At 71.5% G+C, this 23,599-nt stretch carries 17 protein-coding genes; 5 read left to right on the forward strand and 12 right to left on the reverse strand.

What is annotated here, in order from left to right:
• Positions 1–11 precede the first annotated feature (11 nt).
• From ACIQWX_RS49330 to ACIQWX_RS49340, 3 genes are read right to left on the reverse strand one after another with little or no spacing between them, the layout of a single operon-like run.
• The gene (locus ACIQWX_RS49330; protein WP_400886945.1) at positions 12–1,214 is read right to left on the reverse strand and encodes an ABC transporter substrate-binding protein; all 1,203 of its coding nucleotides are present in this window, start codon (positions 1,212–1,214) and stop codon (positions 12–14) included.
• 17 nt (positions 1,215–1,231) lie between these two features.
• The gene (locus tag ACIQWX_RS49335) at positions 1,232–2,293 is read right to left on the reverse strand and encodes an ABC transporter ATP-binding protein (RefSeq protein WP_400886948.1); all 1,062 of its coding nucleotides are present in this window, start codon (positions 2,291–2,293) and stop codon (positions 1,232–1,234) included.
• 8 nt (positions 2,294–2,301) lie between these two features.
• A complete protein-coding gene (locus ACIQWX_RS49340; RefSeq protein WP_400886951.1) occupies positions 2,302–3,723 on the reverse strand; it encodes a gamma-aminobutyraldehyde dehydrogenase in 1,422 nt (473 codons plus the stop codon).
• A gap of 111 nt (positions 3,724–3,834) precedes the next feature.
• Between ACIQWX_RS49340 and ACIQWX_RS49345 the strand changes: the two genes are divergently transcribed.
• Both ACIQWX_RS49345 and ACIQWX_RS49350 read left to right on the forward strand, forming a co-directional pair.
• Positions 3,835–4,563 (forward strand): FadR/GntR family transcriptional regulator, encoded by a 729-nt coding sequence (locus ACIQWX_RS49345; RefSeq protein WP_400886953.1) that lies wholly within the window; start codon positions 3,835–3,837, stop codon positions 4,561–4,563.
• Between the two features lie 34 nt (positions 4,564–4,597).
• Positions 4,598–5,311, forward strand: a complete 714-nt coding sequence (locus ACIQWX_RS49350; protein WP_400886955.1) for a cache domain-containing protein — start codon at positions 4,598–4,600, stop codon at positions 5,309–5,311.
• Between the two features lie 11 nt (positions 5,312–5,322).
• Here ACIQWX_RS49350 and ACIQWX_RS49355 read toward each other — a convergent pair whose 3' ends face one another.
• A complete protein-coding gene (locus ACIQWX_RS49355) occupies positions 5,323–6,786 on the reverse strand; it encodes a PucR family transcriptional regulator (RefSeq protein WP_400886957.1) in 1,464 nt (487 codons plus the stop codon).
• Positions 6,787–6,885: 99 nt separating this feature from the next.
• On the opposite strand from ACIQWX_RS49355, the gene gabT reads away from it, so the two are divergent.
• Both gabT and ACIQWX_RS49365 read left to right on the forward strand, forming a co-directional pair.
• Positions 6,886–8,241: a 4-aminobutyrate--2-oxoglutarate transaminase gene (gene gabT, locus ACIQWX_RS49360; protein WP_400886960.1), complete on the forward strand. Its 1,356-nt coding sequence runs from the start codon at positions 6,886–6,888 to the stop codon at positions 8,239–8,241.
• The gene (locus ACIQWX_RS49365) at positions 8,238–9,665 is read left to right on the forward strand and encodes an aldehyde dehydrogenase family protein (protein ID WP_400886962.1); all 1,428 of its coding nucleotides are present in this window, start codon (positions 8,238–8,240) and stop codon (positions 9,663–9,665) included. The genes gabT and ACIQWX_RS49365 overlap by 4 nt, the downstream gene beginning before the upstream one ends.
• Here the strand turns inward: ACIQWX_RS49365 and ACIQWX_RS49370 are convergent.
• Together ACIQWX_RS49370 and ACIQWX_RS49375 are read right to left on the reverse strand one after the other, a co-directional pair.
• A complete protein-coding gene (locus ACIQWX_RS49370; RefSeq protein WP_400886965.1) occupies positions 9,637–10,410 on the reverse strand; it encodes a helical backbone metal receptor in 774 nt (257 codons plus the stop codon). The genes ACIQWX_RS49365 and ACIQWX_RS49370 overlap by 29 nt on opposite strands.
• The gene (locus ACIQWX_RS49375; protein WP_400886968.1) at positions 10,407–11,807 is read right to left on the reverse strand and encodes an RNB domain-containing ribonuclease; all 1,401 of its coding nucleotides are present in this window, start codon (positions 11,805–11,807) and stop codon (positions 10,407–10,409) included. The genes ACIQWX_RS49370 and ACIQWX_RS49375 overlap by 4 nt, the downstream gene beginning before the upstream one ends.
• Positions 11,808–11,939: 132 nt before the next feature.
• On the opposite strand from ACIQWX_RS49375, the gene ACIQWX_RS49380 reads away from it, so the two are divergent.
• Positions 11,940–12,884, forward strand: a complete 945-nt coding sequence (locus tag ACIQWX_RS49380; RefSeq protein ID WP_400886971.1) for an AAA family ATPase — start codon at positions 11,940–11,942, stop codon at positions 12,882–12,884.
• A gap of 6 nt (positions 12,885–12,890) precedes the next feature.
• On the opposite strand, the gene ACIQWX_RS49385 is transcribed toward ACIQWX_RS49380, so the two are convergent.
• The 6 genes from ACIQWX_RS49385 to ACIQWX_RS49410 form a co-directional block, all read right to left on the reverse strand.
• Positions 12,891–13,088, reverse strand: coding sequence for a hypothetical protein (locus tag ACIQWX_RS49385; RefSeq protein WP_400886974.1), 198 nt, complete (start codon positions 13,086–13,088; stop codon positions 12,891–12,893).
• Positions 13,089–13,119: 31 nt separating this feature from the next.
• Positions 13,120–16,746: a hypothetical protein gene (locus ACIQWX_RS49390; RefSeq protein WP_400886977.1), complete on the reverse strand. Its 3,627-nt coding sequence runs from the start codon at positions 16,744–16,746 to the stop codon at positions 13,120–13,122.
• 101 nt (positions 16,747–16,847) lie between these two features.
• On the reverse strand, positions 16,848–17,849 hold the full coding sequence (locus ACIQWX_RS49395; protein ID WP_400886980.1) for a C40 family peptidase: 1,002 nt from the start codon (positions 17,847–17,849) through the stop codon (positions 16,848–16,850).
• Between the two features lie 2 nt (positions 17,850–17,851).
• Positions 17,852–18,451: a hypothetical protein gene (locus ACIQWX_RS49400; RefSeq protein ID WP_400886983.1), complete on the reverse strand. Its 600-nt coding sequence runs from the start codon at positions 18,449–18,451 to the stop codon at positions 17,852–17,854.
• Between the two features lie 3 nt (positions 18,452–18,454).
• Complete coding sequence (locus ACIQWX_RS49405) at positions 18,455–20,533, reverse strand: magnesium transporter (protein ID WP_400886985.1); 2,079 nt, start codon at positions 20,531–20,533, stop codon at positions 18,455–18,457.
• A gap of 94 nt (positions 20,534–20,627) precedes the next feature.
• Positions 20,628–23,597 (reverse strand): ATP-binding protein, encoded by a 2,970-nt coding sequence (locus tag ACIQWX_RS49410; RefSeq protein ID WP_400886988.1) that lies wholly within the window; start codon positions 23,595–23,597, stop codon positions 20,628–20,630.
• Positions 23,598–23,599 lie beyond the last annotated feature (2 nt).

Raw genomic sequence — 23,599 nt, forward strand, 5'->3', positions numbered from 1 at the left:
GGTTCGGAGGGTCAGCCCTTGATTTCGGTCCAGGCCTTCGTCCACTCGCCGTAGTCCTTGCACTTGACGTCCGTGCGGCCGTCGAGGCACTGCTGGATCGGCGTGGTCCAGTACGCGATCTTCGCCGCGTACCCGGCGTCGTTGGCGTGGTAGGTGTCGCAGAGCGTCTTGTCGGTCATCTCCGCGCACGCCTTGGGGTTGGCCGGCGCCTCGCCGAAGTACTCGGCGACCTGGGCGTTGACCTTCGGGCTGATGATGTAGTCGAGCCACTTGTACGCGCACGTCTTGTGCGCCGACTTCGCCGCGACCATCCAGGTGTCCGACCACCCGGTCGCGCCTTCGCTCGGCACCGACGCCTCCAGCGGCGCGCCCTCGCCCTTGGTCAGGTTGACCGTGACCTGCCAGGCGGTCCCGACGACGGCGTCGGCGTTCTTCAGCGCCTGGGATTCTTTCAGGTAGTCCGACCAGTACTCGCTCACGAGCGGACGCTGCTGCTTGAGCAGGTTGACCGCCGCGGTGAACTGCTTGTCGTCCAACGCGTACGGGTTCTTGATGCCCAGATCCGGCTGGTGCGCCTGCAGGTACAGGGCAGCGTCGGCGATGTAGATCGGCGAGTCGTAGGCGATCACCTTGCCCTTGTAGGGCGAGTTCGCGTCGAACATCACCGACCACGACGTCGGCGCCGGCGTCACCTTGTCCGTGCGCCAGGTCAGCAGGTTCGCGCCCCAGCCGTGCGGAATGCCGTAGGAGACGCCGCCGACGCTGTTCCAGGACTTGTCCTTCAGGAACGGCTGGACGTCGGCGTAGTTCGGGACGAGCGCGGTGTTCACCGGCTCGGCGTCGCCGGAAGCGACGAGCCGCAGCGACGCGTCACCCGACGCGGAAACGACGTCGTACTGCCCGGTCTTCATCAGCGTGACGGCTTCGTCGGACGTGCCGAACGGCTTGACGTTCACCTTGCAGCCGGTCTGCTGCTCGAACGGCGTCACCCAGTTGACCTTCGGGTCGTTGGAGCCGTTCTCCGCGTACCCCGGCCAGGCCAGCACGTTCAGCTGGCCTTCCGGCTGCCCGAGCGCCTTGAGCGCTTCCAGCTTCGGCGGGGTGAACCCCTGCGCGCCGGGCGGCGCGGACGAACTCGTGCCCGACGTGCCACATGCAGCCAACAGCAGGCTGGCGCCGAGCAGGCCGGCAAGCCGCGTCTTCCTGTTCTTCATGGCAACCCTTTCGAGGACTACTGGACCTGGAAGCTGTGTTCGTTCCGCCAGCTCAGGCGGACGCGGCCGTCCGCCAAAGCGCCTTCGGTGTTCTGTTGGACGACCGAAAGCTGCCCGCCGGCGTCGAGCGCGACGGCGTACCGCACGGTCGCCCCGGCGTAGACGACGTCGGTGACCGTGCCGGTCGCGCTGGTGTGCCCGGCCGCCGCGGGCTCGGACAGTTCACCGTCGATGCGGATCTTCTCCGGCCGGATGCTGAACAGCCCCGGCCGGCCGATCACGGACTCGGCGCCGCGCCCGCCCAGCAGGTTCGACGTGCCGACGAAGCCGGCGACGAACGCGCTGGCCGGGCGTTCGTAGACGTCCTCGGGCGTTCCGAACTGCTCGATCCTGCCGTCGTTGAACACCGCGATGCGGTCGCTCATGGTGAGGGCTTCGTCCTGGTCGTGGGTGACGAAGACGAACGTGATGCCGACGTCCCGCTGGATCTGCTTCAGTTCGAGCTGCATGGCCTGGCGCAGCTTGAGGTCGAGCGCGCCGAGCGGCTCGTCGAGCAGCAGCACCTTGGGCCGGTTGACCAGCGCGCGGGCGAGGGCGACGCGCTGGCGCTGCCCGCCGGACAGCTGCGCGGGCTTGCGCGAGCCGTAGTCGTCCAGCCGCACGGTCTTCAGCGCTTCGAGCGCGCGCTCCCGGCGTTGCTGCTTCGGGACGCGCTTGACCTTCAGGCCGTACTCGACGTTCTGCTGCACGGACATGTGCGGGAACAGCGCGTAGTCCTGGAACACCGTGTTGACGTCGCGCTCGAAGGGCGCGAGGCGGCTGACGTCCCGGCCGTCCAGCTCGATCGTGCCCTCGGTGGGCAGCTCGAAGCCGGCGATCATGCGCAGCACCGTCGTCTTGCCGGAGCCGGACGGACCGAGCATCGAGAAGAACTCGCCGGGCGGGATGTCGAGGTCGACGCCGTCGACCGCGTGGACGTCGCCGAAGTGCTTGCGCAGCCGGGAAAGCCGGATCGCCGGGCGCGTGCTTTCCGGCGCCGCGGGCTCTTCCCGCGTCTCGGACGGTGCTTGGTTGGGCATCGCGACCCTCACAGTGCGCTCATCACGTGCTTGACGCGGGTGTAGTCCTCGAGGCCGTACAGCGAGAGGTCCTTGCCGTAGCCCGACTTCTTGAACCCGCCGTGCGGCATCTCGGCGACCAGCGGGATGTGGGTGTTGATCCAGACGCAGCCGAAGTCGAGCTTCGCCGCGAGGCGCATCGCGCGCTGGTGGTCGCGGGTCCAGACCGAGGACGCGAGGCCGTACTGCACGGCGTTCGCGGACTTGAGCGCTTCGGTTTCGTCGGCGAACCGCTGGACGGTGATGACCGGGCCGAAGATCTCGTTCTGGCTCAGCTCGTCGTCCTGCTTGAGCCCCGAGACGACGGTGGCTTCGTAGAAGTAGCCCTCGTCGCCGGCGCGGTGTCCTCCACAGTGGACGGTCGCGTGCTCCGGCAGCCGGTCGATGAACCCGGACACCTTCTCCAGCTGGGCTGCGTTGTTGAGCGGACCGTAGGCGACGTCTTCGTCGTCGGGCTTGCCGGTCTTCGTGCTCTCGGCCTGCCGGGAGAGCGCCGCGACGAACGTGTCGTGGACTTCGTCGGCGACGAGCACGCGGGTCGCGGCGGTGCAGTCCTGGCCGGCGTTGAAGTAGCCGGCTACGGCAATGGCCTCGGCGGCCGCTTCGAGGTCGGCGTCGCCGAAGACGATCACCGGCGCCTTGCCGCCGAGTTCGAGGTGGACGCGCTTGACGTCGTTGGCAGCACTGCGAGCGACTTCGATGCCGGCCCGGACCGAGCCGGTGATCGACACCATCGCCGGGATGTCGTGCTCGACCAGCGCCCGGCCGGTGTCGCGATCGCCGCAGACGACGTTGAACACGCCCGGCGGCAGGAACTCGCCGGCGATCTCGGCGAGCAGCAGCGTCGACGCCGGCGTGGTGTCGGACGGCTTGAGCACGACCGTGTTGCCGGCCGCGAGCGCGGGCGCGATCTTCCAGATGGCCATCAGCAGCGGGTAGTTCCACGGCGTGACCTGCGCGCAGACGCCGACCGGCTCGCGGCGGACGAACGACGTGTGGCCTTCCAGGTACTCGCCCGCGGACCGGCCTTCGAGCACACGCGCGGCGCCCGCGAAGAACCGGACCTGGTCGAGGATCATCGGGATCTCTTCGGCCATGGTCAGCGCGATCGGCTTGCCGGTGTTCGCGGACTCGACCCGGACGACCTCTTCGGCGCGGGCCTCGAGGGCGTCGGCGATCTTCAGCAGGGCGAGCTGGCGCTGGGCCGGCGTCGTCGCGCGCCAGGTCTCGAACGCGGTCGCGGCGACCTGCAGCGCGTTGTCGACGTCCTCGGGCCCGGCGATCGGCGCGGTGCAGTAGGGCCGCCCGGTGACCGGGTCGATGATCTCCGCCGTCCGGCCCGACTTGGACTCGACGTACGCGCCGCCGACGTAGTGCTTCAGCTCCTGCACGGTGCCTCCTGGCTGCGGTCGGGAGCTAAAACATATGAGTTCATATGTAATAGGACAAGAGGATCAGGCAAGATTGGTGCGAACGGGTTGCCGGCTAGGCGAAGGGTCACGATGCGCAAGGGCATGTCGCACAGCGCGCGGTCCGCCATGTTCGCGCCGCTCGGCCAGGTCGGCCGGGCGGAGGCGGTGGCGGCGCGGCTGGCCGACGCCATCACGCTCGGCCTGCTCGCCGACTCCGAACAGCTGCCCAGCGAAGCCGACTTGAGCGCGCAGTTCGGCGTCTCGACCGTGACGGTCCGGGAAGCGCTCGTGGCGTTGCGGCAGCAGGGGCTGGTCGAGACGCGGCGGGGACGCAGCGGCGGCAGTTTCGTCCGCGCGCCGGCCAACCCTCCCCCGGACGAGTGGCGCTCGCGGCTGCGCGAAGTGTCGCTGTCCGATTTGCGGGACGTGGGCGACCACTACCTGGCGATCGCCGGGGCGGCGGCGAAACTCGCGGCCGAACGCAGCTCGCCCGAGGACATCGAGCGGCTGCGCCTGGCGGCCGACGACCTCCGGACGGCGCACGGCATCGACTTCACGCGGGCGGAGCGGCAGTTCCACCTGGAGGTCGCGGCGGCCGCGCAGTCGCCGAGGCTGACGCACGAGGAACTCCAGCTGCAGACCGAGCGCGGCGGGCTGCTGTGGTTGCCGCTGGGCGCGCATCCGCACGAGGAGCACGTGGCGATCACCGCGGCGATCGCGGCCGCGGACGGCGAGCTGGCCCGCAAGCTGACCGAGGAACACATCCTCGGCGCGCTCGACCGGCTCGCGGACGTGCACCTCGACCTGCTCGCCCCCTAAACTCCGCTTTACTCCGCGCATCGAGGTGAGCACCGTGAACGACACCCGCACGCTGGCCGGCGACGAGGTCGTCGAGCAGGTTTCGGCGCTGGTGGAAGGGGTCTTCGAACGGCTGAAGCCCCTGCTGGCGGCGGCCGAGTCGGTGCTGGCCGAGGCGCCCGCCGCGGCGGCGTTGCACCGGATCCGCCCGCAGGTCATCGAAGCCCTCGGCGGCCTGGTCGTCGGCGCGGGCTTCGTCAGCGCCCCGCGCGTGCTGGCCGACTCGGAGTTCGGCTTCGAGTGGTGGACCGCGGGTTCGCCGCCTTCGCAGCTGTTCATCAGCCTGGACCCGGCCGCGGAGAACTTCCTGGACTACACGCGCCAGTCGTGGTTCACGGTCCCCCGCGACACCGGCCGGCGGCACATCAACGGCCCGTACGTCGACTACCTGTGCACCGACGAGTACACGCTGACGTTCACGATTCCCGTGTCCCGCAGGGGTTCCTTCGCGGGAGTGGTGGGCGCGGACGTGTACGTGCGCGAGTTCGAGAGGGCGGTGCGTCCCCGGCTGCGGTCGCTGGGGCGCGGGGCCGCGTTGCTGAACGCGCAGGGGCGGGTGATCGTCTCCAACAGCGTGCGCCAGCCGACGGGGTCGCTGGTGCGGGAGGCCGACGTCCCGGCGTGGTGGTCCGCGGGCGCGGAACCGGGGCCGTCCTTGCGGCGGTGCGGGGATTCGCCGATCGTGCTCGTGAGTGAGAAACAGGGTTAGAACACTGTTTCTCACTCACGAGCCTGCAGCGCCACCCAAAGTTCCGCGCGCACACCCGGCGAGTCCAGGTCGCGGCCCAGCAGTTCGCCCGCCTTGCGGATCCGGTTCCGCAGCGTGTGCCGGTGGACGCCCAGCCGGGCCGCCGCGACGTCCCAGTGGCCGTGGTGCTCCAGCCAGCAACGCAACGACTCGAGCAGGTCTCCGCGCCCCGACTCGTCGTGCTGGCGCAGCGGGGCCAGCAGGTTCTCGCCGTAGATGCGGGCCACCACCGGGTCGATCAGGGACAGCAAGCCGCGGGCCGAGTGTTCGGCGTAGGTGACCAGCGGCTTGCCTTCGGCCTCCGCCGCGCGGGCCGCGAGGTCGGCTTGCTCCGCTCCCGCCGCGAAGTTCTCCAGCGACACCGGATCGGCCAAACCCGCGTACATCGGCCCCACCGTCGCCGCCGCGGCGAGCGCGCGGTCCAGCACGTCGCCGCCCGACCGGCCCGCCACGAGCACGGCCGAGCCCGACTCGGCGAAGAACAACGACGGCTCCCCCTCCAGCGCATCGCACACCCGCCGCCGCTGGCCGGGACCGCCGGCCAGCGCGACCAGCGCCCACGGCGGCTCCGGCGGCTCGCCCCACACCGTCGTCATCACCCCGAACGCCAGCTCGTGCTGCCCCGCCGCCAGCAGGTCGACCAAGCCGGTCCGCAGGAGCCGCCACGCGTGCGTGAGCTTCGAATCCTGTTCCAGCGCCAGGGAAAGCAGGGCGACGGCGGTGTTCACGACGTGCCGTCCGGCGGTGTCGAGCGGCACGGCCGTGCCGACCGCGAGCGCCCGCCGCGCCCGCGTCGGAAGGGTCTGCAGCACGACTTCGTGCCCGTCGAGCTCGAAGACCCGCGTACCCGAGCGAAGCTGCTTCAGCTCTTCGCGCACTTCGTCGGCGTAGGACATCCCGTGGCCCGCTCCCTCGGCGCCCGCGGTGTCGAGGAGCAGCACCCAGCCGTCGACGAGCTTCGCCAGCTTGCGCAGCACCCCCGACGGGCCGCCGCGACCCACCGCTGTACGCGTCAGCTCCTGCTGGGCGCGGCCGATCCGGACCGTCGTCGCGTACTCGTCGGCCGCCACCGCCCGGGACACCGCGCGCGTGATCGCGATGAACGGCGTCTCGCGCGGCACCTCCAGCACCGGCAGCCCCACGGACGCCGCCGTCTCGACGAGCGAGCGCGGCACGGACTCGTGGCTCAGCCCGACGCCGAAGCCGAGCGCCGCCACCCCCGCGTCGACCAGCCGGCGGACGTACGCCGGCGACGTCTGCTCGTCCAGGGCCAGCCCGGTCGTGAGCAGCAGCTCGCCGCCTTCGAGGAACGCTTGCGGGTCGGTCAGCTCCGTCGGGTGGACCCAGCCGATCGGGCGGTCCAGGAGGTCGTCGCCGGTCAGCACCCGCAGCCCGAGCGGGCGGTCGGCGGCCAAACCGGCCAACGTCAGTGCCATAACGGCCAACTATACGCGCCGATATCGCCAGAACGGCCACCTGACGACCGTCCGGTAACCGCTCATCCTGAGGACGTCCACCGACTTCAGGAGCACGCCGTGACCGCAAGCACCACCGCCGAGCCGCAGGCCCCGGCGCCCCGGCAGCGCAGGCTGCGCACCGAGATCCCCGGCCCCGCCTCGCGCGAGCTGCAGGAGCGCCGCGCGAACGCCGTCGCCGCCGGGGTCAGCTCGGTGCTGCCCGTCTACGTCACCTCCGCCAGCGGCGGGCTGCTCACCGACGCCGACGGCAACGTCCTGATCGACTTCGGCTCCGGCATCGCGGTGACCAACGTCGGGCACTCCGCGCCGGCGGTCGTCGACCGCGTCCGCAAGCAGGCGTGCTGGTTCACCCACACCTGTTTCATGGTCACGCCGTACGAGGGGTACGTCGAGGTCTGCGAGGCGCTGGCCGAGCTGACGCCGGGCGACCACGCGAAGAAGTCGGTGCTGTTCAACTCCGGCGCCGAAGCCGTCGAGAACGCCGTGAAGATCGCCCGGACGGCGACCGGGCGCCAGGCCGTCGTCGTGTTCGACCACGCCTACCACGGCCGCACCAACCTGACGATGGGCATGACCGCGAAGTCCGTGCCGTACAAGCACGGCTTCGGCCCGTTCGCGCCCGAGGTCTACCGCGTGCCGGGCTCGTACCCGTACCGCGACGGCCTGTCCGGCCCCGAAGCCGCCGCGCTGGCGATCGACCGGATCGAAAAGCAGATCGGCGGCGACCAGGTCGCGGCCGTCGTATTAGAGCCGATCCAAGGCGAAGGCGGTTTCATCGAGCCCGCGCGCGGCTTCCTGCCCGCGATTTCGGCGTGGTGCCGCGAAAACGGCGTCGTGTTCGTCGCCGACGAGGTCCAGACGGGCTTCTGCCGCACCGGTTCGTGGTTCGCGTCCACCGACGAGGACGTCGTCCCGGACCTCATCGCGACGGCCAAGGGCATCGCGGGCGGCCTGCCGCTGTCGGCGGTCACCGGCCGCGCTGAGCTGCTGGACGTCGTCGGGCCGGGTGGCCTCGGCGGCACGTACGGCGGCAACCCGATCGCGTGCGCGGCGGCGCTGGGCTCGATCGAGACGATGAAGACCGAGAACCTCGCGGACTCGGCCAAGCGCATCGAAAACGTTGTCCTGCCACGGCTTCGCGCGCTGGCTTCCGAGACCGGCGTGATCGGTGACGTCCGCGGGCGCGGCGCGATGCTGGCCGCGGAATTCGTCAAGCCCGGGACGACCGAGCCCGACGCCGACCTCACCAAGCGCGTCGCGGCGGCCTGTCACCGGGCCGGCGTGGTGGTGCTGACCTGCGGCACCTACGGCAACGTCGTCCGGTTGCTGCCGCCGCTGTCCCTGTCCAACGACCTGCTCGACGAGGGCCTCTCGGTCCTCGAGCACGCTGTCCGCACGGAGGCTCGCGCATGACTTTCCCCTTCTGGGTCGCCGGAAAGCCGGTGACCGGCGGTTCTTCGGTCGACGTCCGCCACTCCTTCGACGGCTCGACGGCGGGGTCGCACTTCGTGCCGTCCACTTCGGACGTCGAAGCCGCGGTGCAGGCCGCGCACGACGTCGCCGACGAGTTCGCGACGCTGCCCGCGCACGTCCGCGCCGGCGCGCTGGACCACGTGTCCCGGGCGTTGGGTGAGCGGTCCGAGGAGATCGCCCAGCTGATCACGGCCGAGTCCGGCAAGCCGCTGAAGTGGGCCCGCGGCGAGGTCGGGCGCGCGGTGTCGACGTTCCGCTGGGCCGCCGAGGAGGCCCGCCGGTTCTCGGGCGAGCTGCAGCGCCTCGACACCGACCCGGGCGGCACCGGCCGGCTGGCGCTGGTCCGGCGCGTCCCGCGGGGCCCGGTGCTGGGCATCACGCCGTTCAACTTCCCGCTGAACCTGGTGGCCCACAAGGTGGCGCCGGCGATCGCGGTGGGCGCGCCGATCGTGCTGAAGCCGGCGCCGGCGACGCCGCTGACGGCGTTGCTCCTGGGCGAAATCCTGGCCGAGACGGACCTCCCGGCGGGCTCGTGGTCGATCCTGCCGGTGGACAACGAGACGTCGTCGCGGCTGGTCGAGGACCCCAGGCTGCCGGTGGTGTCGTTCACCGGCTCGGTCCCGGTCGGCTGGGCGATCCGCGACCGCGTCCCGCGCAAGCACGTGGCGCTGGAGCTGGGCGGCAACGGCGCGGTGCTCGTCTGTCCGGATTGGACAGATCTCGACTTCGCGGCGCAGCGGATCGCGACGTTCGCGATGTACCAGGCGGGGCAGTCGTGCATCTCGGTGCAGCGGGTCTACGTGCACTCGGATGTGTACGACGCTTTGGCTTCGAAGGTCGTCGAGCAGGTCGCGTCCTTGCGCACCGGCGACCCGCGGGCCGAGGGTGTGGACGTCGGCCCGCTGATCAACTCCGCTGCCGCCGAGCGCGTGGAATCCTGGGTGTCCGACGCGGTTTCGGCGGGCGCTCGCTTGCTGACCGGCGGCGGGCGCTCGGGAGCCACCGTGGAGCCGACGGTGCTGGCGGACGTCCCGGAGGACGCGTCGGTGATGGCCGAGGAGGTGTTCGGGCCGGTGGTCTCGCTGGTCCGGGTGTCCTCGGTGGCCGACGGGGTGGCGCGGATCAACGCGTCTCGCTTCGGGCTGCAGGCGGGCGTGTTCACCCGCGACCTGCCGACGGCGTTCGAGGTGTCGGCGGCATTGAAGGTGGGTGGCGTGCTGGTCGGTGACGTGCCGAGCTTCCGAGCCGATCAGATGCCGTACGGCGGGGTGAAGGACTCCGGAGTGGGCCGCGAGGGCCCGGCGTCCGCGATGGCGGACTTCACCGAGGAGCGCGTCACGGTTCTGACGGGATTGACGCTGTAAGAGCCGCGTGGGCCTCGACGAGTGATGGTCCGTACCACGTGAGGTGGCGGCCCGAGACCAGGACGTACCGCGCGTCCGGGAAGTGGTCCGGGCCGTCCTCCTCCGTGAACAAGTACGGCTCGTCCGGCAGGACCAGCAGATCCGCGTCCGCCGTGAAGTGCGCCCGCAGCTCCTCGATCTCCGGTCGCGGGTACCGCTCGTCCGAACCCGCGTACACGTTCGCCACGCCCACGCGGCGCAGGACGTCGCCGCCGAAGGTGTCGCGGCCCAGGACGATCCACGGCTTGCGCCACACCGGGACCACCGCGTGGAACCGCACCGGCCGGGTCTCGCGCCAGAGCTCCTCCGCCGACACCAGCCACTCCGGCTCGTCCAGCTCGTACGCCTGCGTCAGGATCCGCCGCAGCGAGCCCAGCGCGGCCGGCACCGACGCCGCCGCGGCCATCACCCACACCGGGATCCCGTTGGCGCGCAACCGTTCCACGTCCTCCGGGCGGCTCTCCTCCGAGTTGGCCAGCACGAGGTCGGGCGCCAGGTCCAGGACCCGGTCGAGCTTCGGGTACTTCGACCCGCCCACCCGCGGCACGTCCAAAGTGGACGGATGCGTGCAGTAGTCCGTCGCACCGATCAGGCGGCCTGGCGCGCTCAGCTCGACCGCTTCGGTCAACGACGGCACCAGCGAAACCACGCGCGAAGCCGGGCCGGACAACGGGACCGGCTCGCCCAGATCGTCGACGAGAGTCATGCGCGTTCGAACGACACCTTCCGCTTCTCGACGTCCACCGCGGTCAGCCGGACGCCGATCCGCTCCCCCGCGGTCAGCTTCTCCCCCGCGCACTTCGCCATCACGGTCGGGTCCTCGACCAGGATCTCCGCCTTGTTCTCGTCCGCGCGCAGCACCACCGCGCTGAACTCGCCGCCGATGTGCTCGGCCAGCACCCACGCCTCGACCTGGTCGATGCACGCGCGCTCGACCTTCGCGGCCAGCGTGTCCGACGCCGTCATGCGGTCCGGGACGTCCGCGAGCGCCGCCCGCACCCACGCCGGCACGTCGCGCCCGGCCGAGACGGCCAGGCAGATCTCCGTCGCGAACCGGTCGACCAGCCGCCGGATCGGCGCCGTCACGTGCGCGTACGCGCCGCCGATGCCCGCGTGCGTCGTCAACGCGGGCAGTTCGCCGTCGAACGCCGTGTAGCCCGCGCCGCGCAACAACCGCGTCGTGTCCGCGTAGAGCGCCATCGACGCCGGCTGGCCCGGGTCCAACCGGGACAGGAACTCCGAGACGGTCGTCTCCGGCGCCCACGCGATGCCCAGCGCCTCGGCGGAGCGGCGCAGCCAGTCGACGGCCTCGGGTTCCGGGTCGGGCAGCGTGCGCAGGACGCCGACCCGCGCGTCGATCATGATCTTCGCCGCGGCCATCCCGGTGAGCAGCGAGATTTCGGCGTTCCACGCGTCGACGACGGTGCGCGGCCGGCGCGCGAGGACCCAGCCGCCGTCCGGGTCGCCGCTGATCTCCTGCTCCGGCAGCTGCAGCTCGACGGCGCCGCGCCGGACGGCCAGTTCACGCCGCCGCCGGCCCAGCTCGGGCAACGCGGCCACCGACGGGTGCGGGTTCCCGGCGTCGAGCGCGGCCTGGACGGTCTCGTAGTCGAACTGCTCGGTGGACCGGACCAGTGCGCGGCGCACCCGGGTGGCCGTCGGCTCGCCCGCTTCGTCGGTCTCGATGGTCCAGAGCACCGCGGGCCGGATCTCGCCGGGCAGCAGGCTCGCGGCGCCTTCGGACAGGACCGGCGGGTGCAGCGGGACGTTCCCGTCGGGCAGGTACAGCGTCTGGCCGCGCAGGCGCGACTCGCGGTCGAGCGCGCCACCGGGCGGGACGAACGAGGCGAGGTCGGCGATCGCGTAGTGCACGCGAAAGCCGTGCGCGGTCTTCTCGACGACCATCGCCTGGTCGAGGTCCTTGGCGCCAGGCGGGTCGATGGTGACGAACGGCAGGTCCGTCGCGTCTTCGCGGCGCTCGGCCAGCGGATCGAGGACCGCCGCCTCCGCCTCGGCCAGCACGTCGGGCCCGAACGACTCCGGCAGCGAAAACTCGGCGCGCAGCGGACCGAAGTCCCCGCCCGCCGAGTGTGTCCTGATCACCAGGGGAGGCACCCCCCAACCCTAACCCCGGAAGGGGCCGATGATCGCCCGATCGGGCGCGGGCCGGTCGGGTGTACGTTGACTGTCAATAATGAAAACCGTCTTCATTCTCATTTTCGGGAGGGGCTCCTCGTGAAGATCGCGTTCGTCGGCAAGGGCGGCAGCGGCAAGACCACGTTGTCGTCGCTGTTCGTCGCGTACCTCGCCGACGCCGGCCGTCCGGTGCTGGCCATCGACGCCGACATCAACCAGCACCTCGCGGTGGCGCTCGGCGCGACCGAGGAGGAAGCGCTGGCCTGGCCGACGCTCGGCGACAACATGGCGCTGATCAAGGACTACCTGCGCGGCGACAACCCGCGGATCCCGGACGCGGCGTCGATGATCAAGACGACGCCGCCGGGCCGCGGGTCCCGGCTGGTCCGGCCGTTCGAGGACAACCCGGTGTTCTCGGCGTGCTTCCGGCAGCTGGGCGGCGTGCGGCTCGGCGTCACCGGGCAGTTCGACGAGGACGACCTGGGCGTCAAGTGCTACCACTCGAAGGTGGGGGCGGCGGAGCTGCTGCTCAACCACATGGTGGACGTCGAGGACGAGTACGTCGTGATGGACATGACCGCGGGGGCGGACGCGTTCGCGTCGGGGCTGTTCACGCGGTTCGACGTGACGTTCCTGGTGTGCGAGCCGACGGTCCGCAGCGTGGGCGTGTACCGCCAGTACGCGGACTACGCACGCGACTACGGCGTGCGGCTGGTGGTGGTCGGCAACAAGGTGACCGACGCCGACGACGTCGAGTTCCTGCAGGACCAGGTCGGTCCGGCGCTGCTGGGCTGGATGTCGGCGTCTGGGCACGTGCGGGCGGCGGAGCGCGGCACGGCCCGGCCGATCACCGAGCTCGAGCCGCGCAACCTTTCGACGCTGCGCTCGATGCAGGCGGCGGTGGACGCGGAGCACCGCGACTGGGCGCGTTACCAGCGCCAGGCGGTGGAGTTCCACCTGCGCAACGCGCGCGCTTGGGCGGGCGCGGACTTGGCTGCGCAGGTGGATCCGGAGTTCGTGCTCAGTCCGGAGTTGGCGGTTTAGCCGCCGTCACTCGTCGTTCCACGAGGCATCGGCGGCGTCGGCCTGCCGGGTCCGTTCCTTGGCGATGTCGAGCGCCCGCCGGGCGGTGGCTTCATCGGGGTACGGGCCGAGCAGGTCGACGCTGCGGCTGCGTTCGAGGTGCTCGACCTGGTGGGTGCGGGTGTTGTAGTACCACCCCTGGTCCGGGTTCGGGTCTTTGGACATGGACTCAGGTTCGCACTCCCGGGCCGTTTTTTCAGCGCTTGTACCGGTAGGGGATTTCGGTCGGCTGCCCGGTGGGGCCGAAGTCCGGCGGTTCTTCGGGGTCTTTGGACTCGGCGAACTCGTCGAACCACCCGCGCGGGGTCCCGCGTGGTGGGGTCGGGGGGTCCTGCTGGTCTTTGGAGGGTTGCGGGAGGGGGGTGTCCGGACCGGGGAAGACGGGCCGCGCGGTGGGTGGGGTCGGCGGCATGGTGCCGGGGCCCGGGAAGACAGGGCGCGCGGGGGCGGCGTGTCGGGTCGGGAAGGGCTGGGGGGTGGACTCCGGGCCTGGGAAGACGGGTTTGGCGGGCCGAGCAGGCGGAGTGGGATTGGCCTTCCACGGCGGCGCGGCAGGTTGCTGCGGCAACCCGCTGGGCGGTTGATGCTGAGCCGCAGGCGACTGCCGCTGAGCCGCGGCGGGCTGCTGCTGTGGGGCAGGCTGTTGCTGAGCCCCAGCAGGCGACTGCGGCGAGGCAGGCGGTTGCTGAGCCCCAGCAGGCGGCTGCTGTGGACCAGGCTGTTGCTGAGCCGCAGCGGGCAGCTGCTGCGAGGCAGGCTGCTGCTGAGCCGCAGCGGGCAGCTGCTGCGAGGCAGGCTGCTGCTGAGCCCCAGCGGGCTGCTGCTGCGAGGCAGGCTGTTGCGACCCGGCAGGCTGCTGCTGGGCAGGCTGTTGCGACCCGGCAGGCGGCTGCTGCGAGGCAAAGGGAGCCTGTTGCGACCCGGCAGGCGACTGTTGCGAGGAAGGCTGCTGCGACCCGGCGGAAGGTTGCTGCGGGGTGCCGAGCGACTGCGCCCCAACAGGCGGCTGAAGGCCCTTGGGCCGCTGCGGGGCAGGCGACTGGAGGCCGCTGGACGGTTGCTGCGAGCCAGACGGCGGCGGCCCAATGAGCGATTGATGCTGAGCCGCAGCAGGCGACAACGGCGGAGCAGGCTCCTGAGCCGCGGCGGGCAGTTGCGACTGCGGCTTCGGCCCAACGGGCTGCTGATGCCCGGTCGGACGCGGTTCGACAGGCGGCGCCGGCTCGGCAATCGCCTGCGGAGCAGGCTCCTGAGGCCGCTCCGCCGACTCAACATGCGAGTGCGGCGAAGCCACGACAGGCAACTCAAGAGGCGGTTGCGACTCCACCACCGACTCGGCAACCGGTCGCGGCTGATCCTCGACCACCGGCTTCGACTCACCAGGCCGCTGGGGCGCCACTTCCGACTCGGCAACCGGAGGCGGCTGGTCAGCGGCCGCCGAAGGCGGCTCCGACGCGGCAGGCGATTGCTGGTCTTTGGCTGTCGAACCCACTTGAGATTCACCAGACGACTGCGGCTGCGCCGCCGACTCGGCAGGCGGTTGCCCCTGTTCCGTGGCCACGGACTGCGGCTCCGGCTCGACAGGCTGAGCCCCACCAGGAGACTCCGGCTGCGACTCAACAGACGGCCGCGACTCCACCGCCGATTCAGTGGGCGATTGCTGCTGATCCACGGCCTCCGGCGGCGGCTCAACCGGCCGATGCGGCTGGGCCGACGGCTCGACGATCGGTTGCTCGTGAACCGTGGCCGACGATTCCGACTGCAAGTCGACGGGCAGTTGCTGCTGCGCCGGCGCCTCGGTGACCGGTTGCTCCTCGCCCTCGGCAGCCGGCTCCAGCCCCTTCTCAACGGGCAGTTCCGGTCGCAGGTCCGACTCCGCGACCGGTCGCGGCTGGTCAGTGGCCGCCGACGGCGACTCCGGCTCGACACTCGGCTCCGGTTGCGCCCCCGACTCGGCAGGCGATTGCTGCTCGCCCGCGGCCGCCGGCTCAACCGGCGGCACAGGCTGCACCGTCCATTCGGCTGGTGATTGCTGCTGAGTCAAGCTCGACGATTCCGACTCAACAGCCCGCTCGCGCTGTGCCTCCCACTCGGCGACCGGTTGCAGCCGGTCATCGGCCGCCGACTTCAGCTCGAAGGTCGGCTCCGGCTCCGGCTCCGGCTCCGGCTCCGGCTCCGGCTCCGGCTCCGGCTCCGGCTCCGGAGGCGATTGCCGCTCATCCGCGGCGTCCGGCCCCGGAAGCGACTCCGGCTCGGCAGCCAGCTCCTGCCGCGCTTCGGACTGCGCGGACGATTGCTGCTCGCCCGCGGCGGCCGACTCTGGCTCCGGCTCGACAGTCGACGCCAGCTCCGTAGGCAATCGCCGCGGCTCCGCAGCCGCGGACTCCGGCTCGACAGCCGACGTCGGCTCAGCAGCCAATTGCCGCCGCTCCGCAGTCGCCGACTCCGATCCAACGGGCGAACGAGGCTGCACCGTCGACTCGGCCGGCGACTGCTGCGGGGCCGCGTTCGGCGATTCCCGCTGCAGGTCAGGCGCCAGCTGAGGCTGCGCCGACTCGGCTGGCGACTGCCGCGGATCCACGATCGGCGACTCCGGCTGCGACTCGACAGGCCGCACCTCCGACTCGGCGGCCGCTGACCCCTCACCGGTGGCCGCCAATTGCTGCAACTCAGCAGGCTGCACCGCAGACTCGGCGGTCACTGACCCCTGGCCGGTGGCCGGTGACCGCCGCGGCTCAGCAGGCTCCACCGCCGCCTCCACCGGCGATTGCCGTTGCTCCGCGGCCGCCGACTCCGACCCAACAGGCGGTCCAGGCTCCACCGCCGCCTCCACAGGCGATTGCCGCCGCTCCGCAGCCGCCGACTCCGGCTCAGCAAGCGGCCGAGGCTCCACCGTCGACTCGGCCGGCGACTGCTGCGGAGCACCAACGGACGACCGCCCACCGACAGAGGGCTGTTCCCCGCTCACAGGAGAAAGCTGCTCCTGCCCGACAGCCGAAGCCCCCGTATCGACAGAAGCCGGCGCGACAAAACGCGGCAGCTGCGCTTCACCAGCAGGGACCTCGGGAGCGGCCGTCGTCGGCCCCTCGGAAGCCGCCGGCGGCGCAGCAAAAGCCGCCTCCGGTGCACGCGCGGCAGAAGCTTGCGGCGCACCCGGTTCCGGAGCCGCATGGCGAGGCGACCCAGCAGGCGAACCCTCCCCCGGCCGCCCCCACCGCTCAGGCGTCCCCGGGACCGACTGTCCCGGAGGCGGCTGCGGCACCGTCCGCCAAACCGGCGCCGGCCCGATGTTCATCGGTGCGGGCGCCTGACCAGGCGCCGGCGGCGACCCCACCGGCGGCGCAGGACGCGCAGCCGGCCGTGGGATCGGGTCGAGGCACGACACCAAAACCGACGTGTTCTCCGGGTCCTCCACCTTCCGCCCGCTGCGTTCGCGGTAGACCATCTCGCCGTCGGCGTCCATCTCGACCAGGTAACCCGCCTCGGCCAGCTGTTCCTCGTCCAAGTCCGCCAGCCGCTCGTACCTGGACGGCACCACCCGGTAGATCGGCCACGCCAGCGACGCGTGCTCAGCGTGGAACTGGGCCAGCAGCGCCGCCATCTGGTGCTGCCACGGCAGCGACATCCCCTCCGCCAACGACCTGGGCAACACCACGTACCCCGGGTCCACACCCGGGTAGCCCTGGGCCAGCTGGTCGGCCAGCGGCGTGCTGGACGCGGGGCGCGCCGACTGCCTCGGCGGCTGGGGTGCGCCGAACAGCGCCGCCGGGTCCTGGGGCGAGCCCGTGCCGGGCTTGCCTCGTTTGCCGAATTTGCGTCCCACGTGCTCATCCTCTGCCAGTACGCGGTCACCTGCTCGTGGAAGCGGCCGCGACGTCGGGTGAATCGGCCGGCCCCGTTCGGGTCAAGGGCCCTCAACCCATGCTAAACGCCGGGCCGGACCGCCTGCGGTACGACTTCGGCCTCGTCGAACGAGAACGCGCGCGTGTGCACCGGCACGCCCGTCTGCTGGGCCTCGACGACCTTGCCGTCGCCCAGGAACATCATCACGTGGTGGATCGTGTCCGGGTTCGACGGGTCGTTGGCCAGGAAGATGAGGTCACCGGGCTGCGCCTCGCGCACCGGGAGCAACGCGCCCGCGTGGTACTGGTCGCGCGACACCCGGGGCAGGATGATCCCGGCCGATTCGTACGCCCGGAGCATCAGGCCCGAGCAGTCGTACGAGCTCGGGCCCGTGGCGCCCCACACGTACGGCTTACCCTGCTCGCCCAGCGCGAAACTGATCGCCTTCCCGGCGGCCTGGCTCGGCGGCAGCAGCTGGCCGAGCCCGGTGCCGCACGCGACGACGTCGACGACCTGGCCGACGTTCTCCACCAGCGTCGCCGCCATCGGCTCCCACTTGTGGTACCGGTCCGGGAAACCCGAGCGCTCGACGGCCTGCGCCGCGTCGCCGGGGCGCTTGTTCTCCCAGTCCGGCACGCCGAGGAGCACGTCGTAGAACTTGTTGACCGCGTACGTCGGGTCGGTGACCTGCGCCACCGTCCCCCAGCCCATCGACGGGCGCATCTGGAAGATGCCCTGGGAGTCGCGGTCGCCGTAGGTGAGGTTGTGCAGCCCGGACTCGGTCATCCCGGCCTGGATCGCGACCTGCCACGCGCGCGGCGCCAGCGACCGCTGCTTGCCGACCGAGATGATCAGCGCGACGGTCCCCTTCTGCTCGTCGTCCAGCTTCGACGCGTCGACGGTGCCCCGGTCGCCCTCGCCGGGCTGGGTCGGCCCGACCGAGGCGTCGCAGCTCATCAGCGACACGCCGTGGGCCTGCGCCTGCTGGTTGTCGATGACCACCTTGGCGGCGACGGCGGTGACGATGAGGGCGCCGATCGCGACGAACACGACCAGCCCCAGCCACAACCCCAGCCGCCGCACGGTCAGCTCGCCTGGTCGTAGTCGGCGACGCGCCAGCCGGCGTTGGTGTTCACGACCGTGATGGCGAGCTTCGGCCCGTCCGTCGGGATGGTCAGCTGCACCGAGCTGGTGTACGACGTCCCGACGACCGGCTCACCGGTGACCTTGGTGGCCGGGATGTTCGCCGGGTCGACCGACGCCATCACCGGCAGGTACTCCTCGGTCGTGAACGGCTTCAGCTGCGCCAGCCACTGCTCCGACGTGATGCCGGCGGGGTGGTTGACCCACGCCGCGGCCCACTCCTTGGCGACGCGGACGGCGTCGCCGTTCGGCGCGGCGATCGTCGGGGTCGCAAGGGGCGCGGACAGCCGCGTCGGCAGGTTGGACGTCGGGACCGGCGCCGCGACGCCCGGCGGGGTCGTCGTGACCGACGTCGTCGGCCCGGTGGTGGGCGACGCCTTGGCCTGTGGCTTGCCGACCACCTTCGGCAGCACGATGCCGAGCGCGGTGACCAGGATCGCGAGGACCACCAGCGTCCCCATCAGGTGCCGGGGCGAGCGCAGCGGCCAGCCCCACAGGCGGCGGTAGACCGCGGCGCGGCCGCGGTTGGTCCGGATCGGCATCGGTCACCGCCCCATGGCTTGGTCGGTGTCGCGCTCTTCGCGCACCTCGATGCCGCGCGACGGCCGGTACAGCACGAAAACCGGCTTGCCGGCGACGACTTCGGGGTCGACGCGCCGCGGTTGCGCCCGCACGCCCGGCGTCCGCGGCACGTCCTGCGGCGCGTAGTCGCTGAAGCCGGACTCCGGCGTGCGCAGGTCGGACGGGACGACGACGGGTTCCGGCTCGTCGTTCCAGCGCCGGTCGGCGACCGGCGAGGTGTCGACGCGCCGGCTTTCCCCCCGCGTGGTCGGCCGCCCGCCGGCCCCGACGACGACGTAGTCGCCGGGGTCGCCGTTGGCCGGGTTGTACTGGCCGAACACGGGGGCGCCGGGCCGGCCGCCCGCGGGCAGCGCGCCCGCGGAACCCCCGCCGCCGACGGCTCCCGGCCAGGCACCCGACCACGCCGCGGCCGGCCGGGACGCACCGGAGCCGTTGTCGAGGCGCTGGGCGTTGGCGAAGATCGTGGCCTCGGGCCGGAACCGGCCACCACCGGCGGTGGCGCCGAGCGGGCCGCGCTGCTCGCCGTCGACGACGTCGTCGGTGTCGCGCACGGTCTGCCAGAACTCGTCCTGCGGGGTCGGCCCGTTCTTGTTGCGCCGGAACCGCGAGAAGATCCCGCCCCCGGGCGACGGAACGGCGGCGCCGACCATGCTGACCGACATCTCGACCATCTGCCACAGGCGCCGCACCGGGCGACCGACCATGAACAGCAGCACGGTGATGAGCCCGGCGAGGACCATCTGCGTGAGCATGTTCAGCGAGTTCCCGGCGTCGAAGATGGCTTGCAGCAACAGGGCGTGCACCCCGGCGAGGACCGAGAGCACGACGAGGTTGAAGGCGACGCCACCGGCGACCTTGAGGACGCGGCGGAGGATTTCCGGGTGCAGGAGGGCGACGAGGCCGATCAGCGGGGCGGTGAGGGCGAAGAGGCGGATGAGGACCTGGGCCAGGAGGACACTTGCCTTGGCCAGGAGCTGGAAGAGGGAGTAGACGAGGGCTTGGCCGAGCGAGAGGAAGCCTGCGCCGGTGCGGCCGCCCGCCTCGCCGGTGAAGTAGCCGGTGGCGGGGCCGAGCTTGGTGGAGATGTCCTTGTAAGCGTTTTTCTTGCCGTCGATGACACCCTGGTTGCCGTCGTCGCCGTTCACCAGCTGGTTGCGGGTGAACGCCTGCGCGTCGAGCAGCGGCTTGCCGAACTGCTCCGCCTGCGGCGCCGTGGGCGTGCCGAACTCCCCGCGAAGCCAGTTGTTGTAGACGATCTGCGTGTGGAGCTGCGTGGGCAGGATGTCGCGGATGATCCGGTCGCCGCTGTCGTCGACGAAGCCCGCCTGGATGTTCGTGGTGGTCTGGACGATCGCTTTGTCGATCGGGTCGAAGTAGCGCAGCATCGCCAGTGACGACGCGGCGAGCCACACCCCCGCCAGTGCGTAGAGCGCCCGTTTGCTGACCGCGGCGAGGTCACCGCGCCAGATGTTGCGGAACATCATGATCGACAGGATCAGCGCGACCAGGCCGAACAACTGGGCGTAGATGTTGTTGTAGACCTTTTCGGCGCCCGACTTCACGGCGGCGTAGATCGGGTTCAGCAGGCCGCCCTCGAGCACCGTGTAGTGCAGCGAGTTGGTCGCGCCGACGATGTTCTTGCCCAGGTTGAACAGCTGGTTGCCACCCCAGGTGTCCAAAGTGGACCCGGCCGGGGTGAGGTTGAGGCCCGAGCAGTTGGTCTCGAAGGTGTTCCAGACCATGCCCGCGTAGCTGTAGTCGATGTAGGCGCTGTTGGGTTCGCCGTGGCCCTCCGGCGGGTCGATCGCGCCGACCATGCCCGCGCCCGGCCGCTCCGGGTTCGGCGCCTCGCCACAGGCGGCCGCGCTGGCCGCGGGGGCCGTGGCGATGGCCTGCAGGCCGAGGACCAGCATGACGGCGAACATCGTCGCCTTGCGGCTCGGGACGCGGCGCGCCTTCGGGCCTTCCTTGATCCGGCGCTTCAGCGCGTGCCACGCGGCGGCCAGCGTCAGCAGCACCGCCAACGTCAGCAGGGTGTTCATGCGGCACCCTCCGCGGTCGCCCGCACGGACACCGGGAGACGGAAGACCCGCCCCTGGGTGCCGGAGGCGCGGCTGCTTCGGGCCCGGGCGGCGCTCATGCGGCGTCCCGGCCGGTGCCGCCCTTTCCGCCCGTGCGGGCGTGCTGCTGCCCGCCGTTGCCGTTGCCGTTGGCGGACACCCCGCCCTCCACCTCGCCCGTCTCGGACGCCAAGGGATCCGGCGCGCCCAAGAGGTTCTCGTCGGCGAGGCCGACCTCCAGTTCCGCCGCCAGCTCGAAGTCCTGCTCCAGCTCGATGTCGTCCTCCGGCGGGACCGCGACGTACGGCTTCTTCTCCTCCGCCGGCAACGCCAGCTCGTTCCCCGGCCGGCGCGATGGCGCCGCGTCCTTGGAACCCGGGGTCGTGTCCATGACCGCCCGCAGGTGGTCCAGGTGCGGACCCGAGAAGTCGACGCGGATGCGCTCCACGCCCCCGGCACCGTCGCCGAAGATGAACTGGCGCGGCTCGACGTCCCGCTCGAGACCGCTTCGCTGCGCGCCGGGACGACGGCCCAGAGCCGCGACGACCTGCTCGTAACCGACTCCCACCGGGACCTTCAGCAGCCGCAAAGCGTCGGCCTGGGCGTCGTCGTCGTCCAACCGCCCGACGAACACCGAGTCCAGCAGGGCCACGAAACCCTGGATCTTCAAGAAGTCCGCCGGGATCTGGGACGACAGCAGCACCCGGACGTTCCACTTCCGCGAGTCACGCGCGAAGCGGTTCATCAGCACGCGCCCGGTCGGGACCTCCGACAGGAAGAACGCCTCGTCGATCCAGACGCCCTTGCGCATCTCCTTCGGCTTCTCGTACACCGACCGCTGGGTCAGCCACGCCGCCAGGTTCAGCATCTCGACGCCGAGGGACTCCGCGTCCGTCCAGTACTCGCGGGGGACGCCGTCCTTAGGGAGCGTCAGGCCCGCCATCGTCAGGACCGTCAGCCGGTCGTCGCGCGTCTCCGAATACGGGTCCGCGTCCGTCTCCGGGATCAGCAGCGCCATCCGCTCGCGCATCTCGTCGAGGAAGTCCGCGACGACGCCCGCGTGCTCGTGGTGCTCCGACGAATCCCGCCGCAGCGCATCGATCACCTGGCCGGGATCCGCGTCGAAACGGCCACCGACGGCCCGCACCGCGCGCAGCAGCACGATCCGCGTCTGGGCCATCCGCGAGACCTCGTACGGCAGGACACCGGTCAGGACGTCCAGCACGAGACGCCGTCGCGTCGCGCCCGCAAGGGCTTTCTCGCGGCGCCAGGAGCGCTCGGGGTCGTCCTCGTCCATGAAGTGCTCGATCAGCGGCTCGGCGACCACCCGGTACGGGTTCAGGATCCCCGGCTGCGCGTTGAGCAGGTTGATCGGCCGCGCGTACGGGCGCAGCTCCGGCAGGTCGCACAGCCGCGACAGCGGCCCGGACGGGTCGAGGATCGTCCAGTTCGCCCCCGCGCGCAGCGTCTTGTAGACGATGCCGCCGCCGAGGAACGACTTACCACCACCCAGGCCCGCCACCATGGCCGTCAGGCCGGAGCCGTCCCGGATCTCCTGGGCCATCCACGGGTCCCAGGCCACCGGGCGCCGCGTGGCCGTGCACGTCTCGCCGAGCAGGATGCCGCGGCGGTCGCCGACCTCGGCCGTCGCCGTCGGGACCGCCGAGGACGCCCAGACCACCGAGCCGCGGCGCATGTACGCCGCCGAGGCCAGCGGCTCGCCCGGGATGAACTCCCGGGCCAGCGCGTACTGGGCCTCGGGGTGCTCGATGGCGATCTTCGGCTTGTAGAGGTCGAGCAGCTGCTGGGCCAGGCGCAGCGCGTCGCGCTCGGTCGGGCCGGACACCGCCAGCCGCCACCACGAGCGCACCCGGGTGGCCAGCGCGGTGAAGCCCGACGTCATCTCGTCGTCGATCTCCAGCACCCGCCCGGCCTGCCGCGACAGCGACTGCGGGGGTTCCAGCTCGTGCTCGTCGGTGTAGTGCTTGACCTGCGAACGCACCTTGTTCATCTGCCGCTGCAGCTCGCCGGCGACCTCTTCAGGCCGCCGGACGTAGATGCGCGCGGACACCTCGACCGCGGCCGGCAGCCGGTCGGCGTGCTGGATCCACGGGTCGTCGACCTCGGGGATCTGCAGGCCGTGCATCTGCCCGACGGTCAGGACGGCCAGGTGCCGCGAGACACCCGCGTTGGAGCCGGTGCGGCCGCGGACGGTGACCGTCGGCGCGTACGGGTCGGCGTAGTAGTCGGCGGCGTCGGTGAAGCTGGCCAGGTCCTCCGGCTCCCAGGCCGCGCCGGGCACGGCGGGCATGTTCCGCGGCGCGGGCAGGCCGAGGGAGCACGAGCGGTGCATCAGCCAGGACATCTCCTCGGCGTGCACCGGACGGCCTTCCAGCCCCGCGCTGCCGATGACCTGGTCGAGGTGCTCGACCTCGGAGTCCAGCGCGGTCAGCTCGGCGTCGACGGCCTCGGGCAGGATCTTGCGCAGCACCGGCGCGGCCCGCTCGACCGCGCGGTCGACCATCCGGCGGGTCTGCACCTGGACGCCCAGGTAGACCTCTTTTTCGGCCATCGAGCGGCCCATCAGCTGCTGCTGCTCGCCGATCAGGTAGTCGTCGAACGACAGCGCGCCCGGGACGTCGCCGGGGCGGCCGTGGGCGTTGTAGACGTGCGCCTCGGCCCACATCCGGATCGGGTACGGCCGGTTCGTCACGCGCAGGTGCAGCCAGCGGCCCTGCAGCTCGGCGTACTGGCCGGCGATGGCCGCGACGAGGTCGCGCCGCTGCGAGTCCGACCGGAACGACCAGCGCTGCGGCGCCAGCCGGTACCAGGCGTAGACCTCGACGCCGGTGCGGACCAGGTGCCCGTCGATGCTTCGCACCGCGATCGACGGGGTATACGCGGGGATCGCCTGCTCACCGGTCAGGCGACGGCCCTTGCCGCCCGCCGAACCGTTGCGCGGCGCGCGGACCTGCTCAGGCGGTTGCCATGCGCCCGAGTGCGTCTCCCGACCCCGTTTTCCTCGGCTACCGCCGCGACCGAACAACG

Source organism: Amycolatopsis sp. NPDC098790 (genome assembly GCF_044759945.1).
In the GTDB taxonomy this organism is placed as follows: Bacteria; Actinomycetota; Actinomycetes; order Mycobacteriales; family Pseudonocardiaceae; genus Amycolatopsis.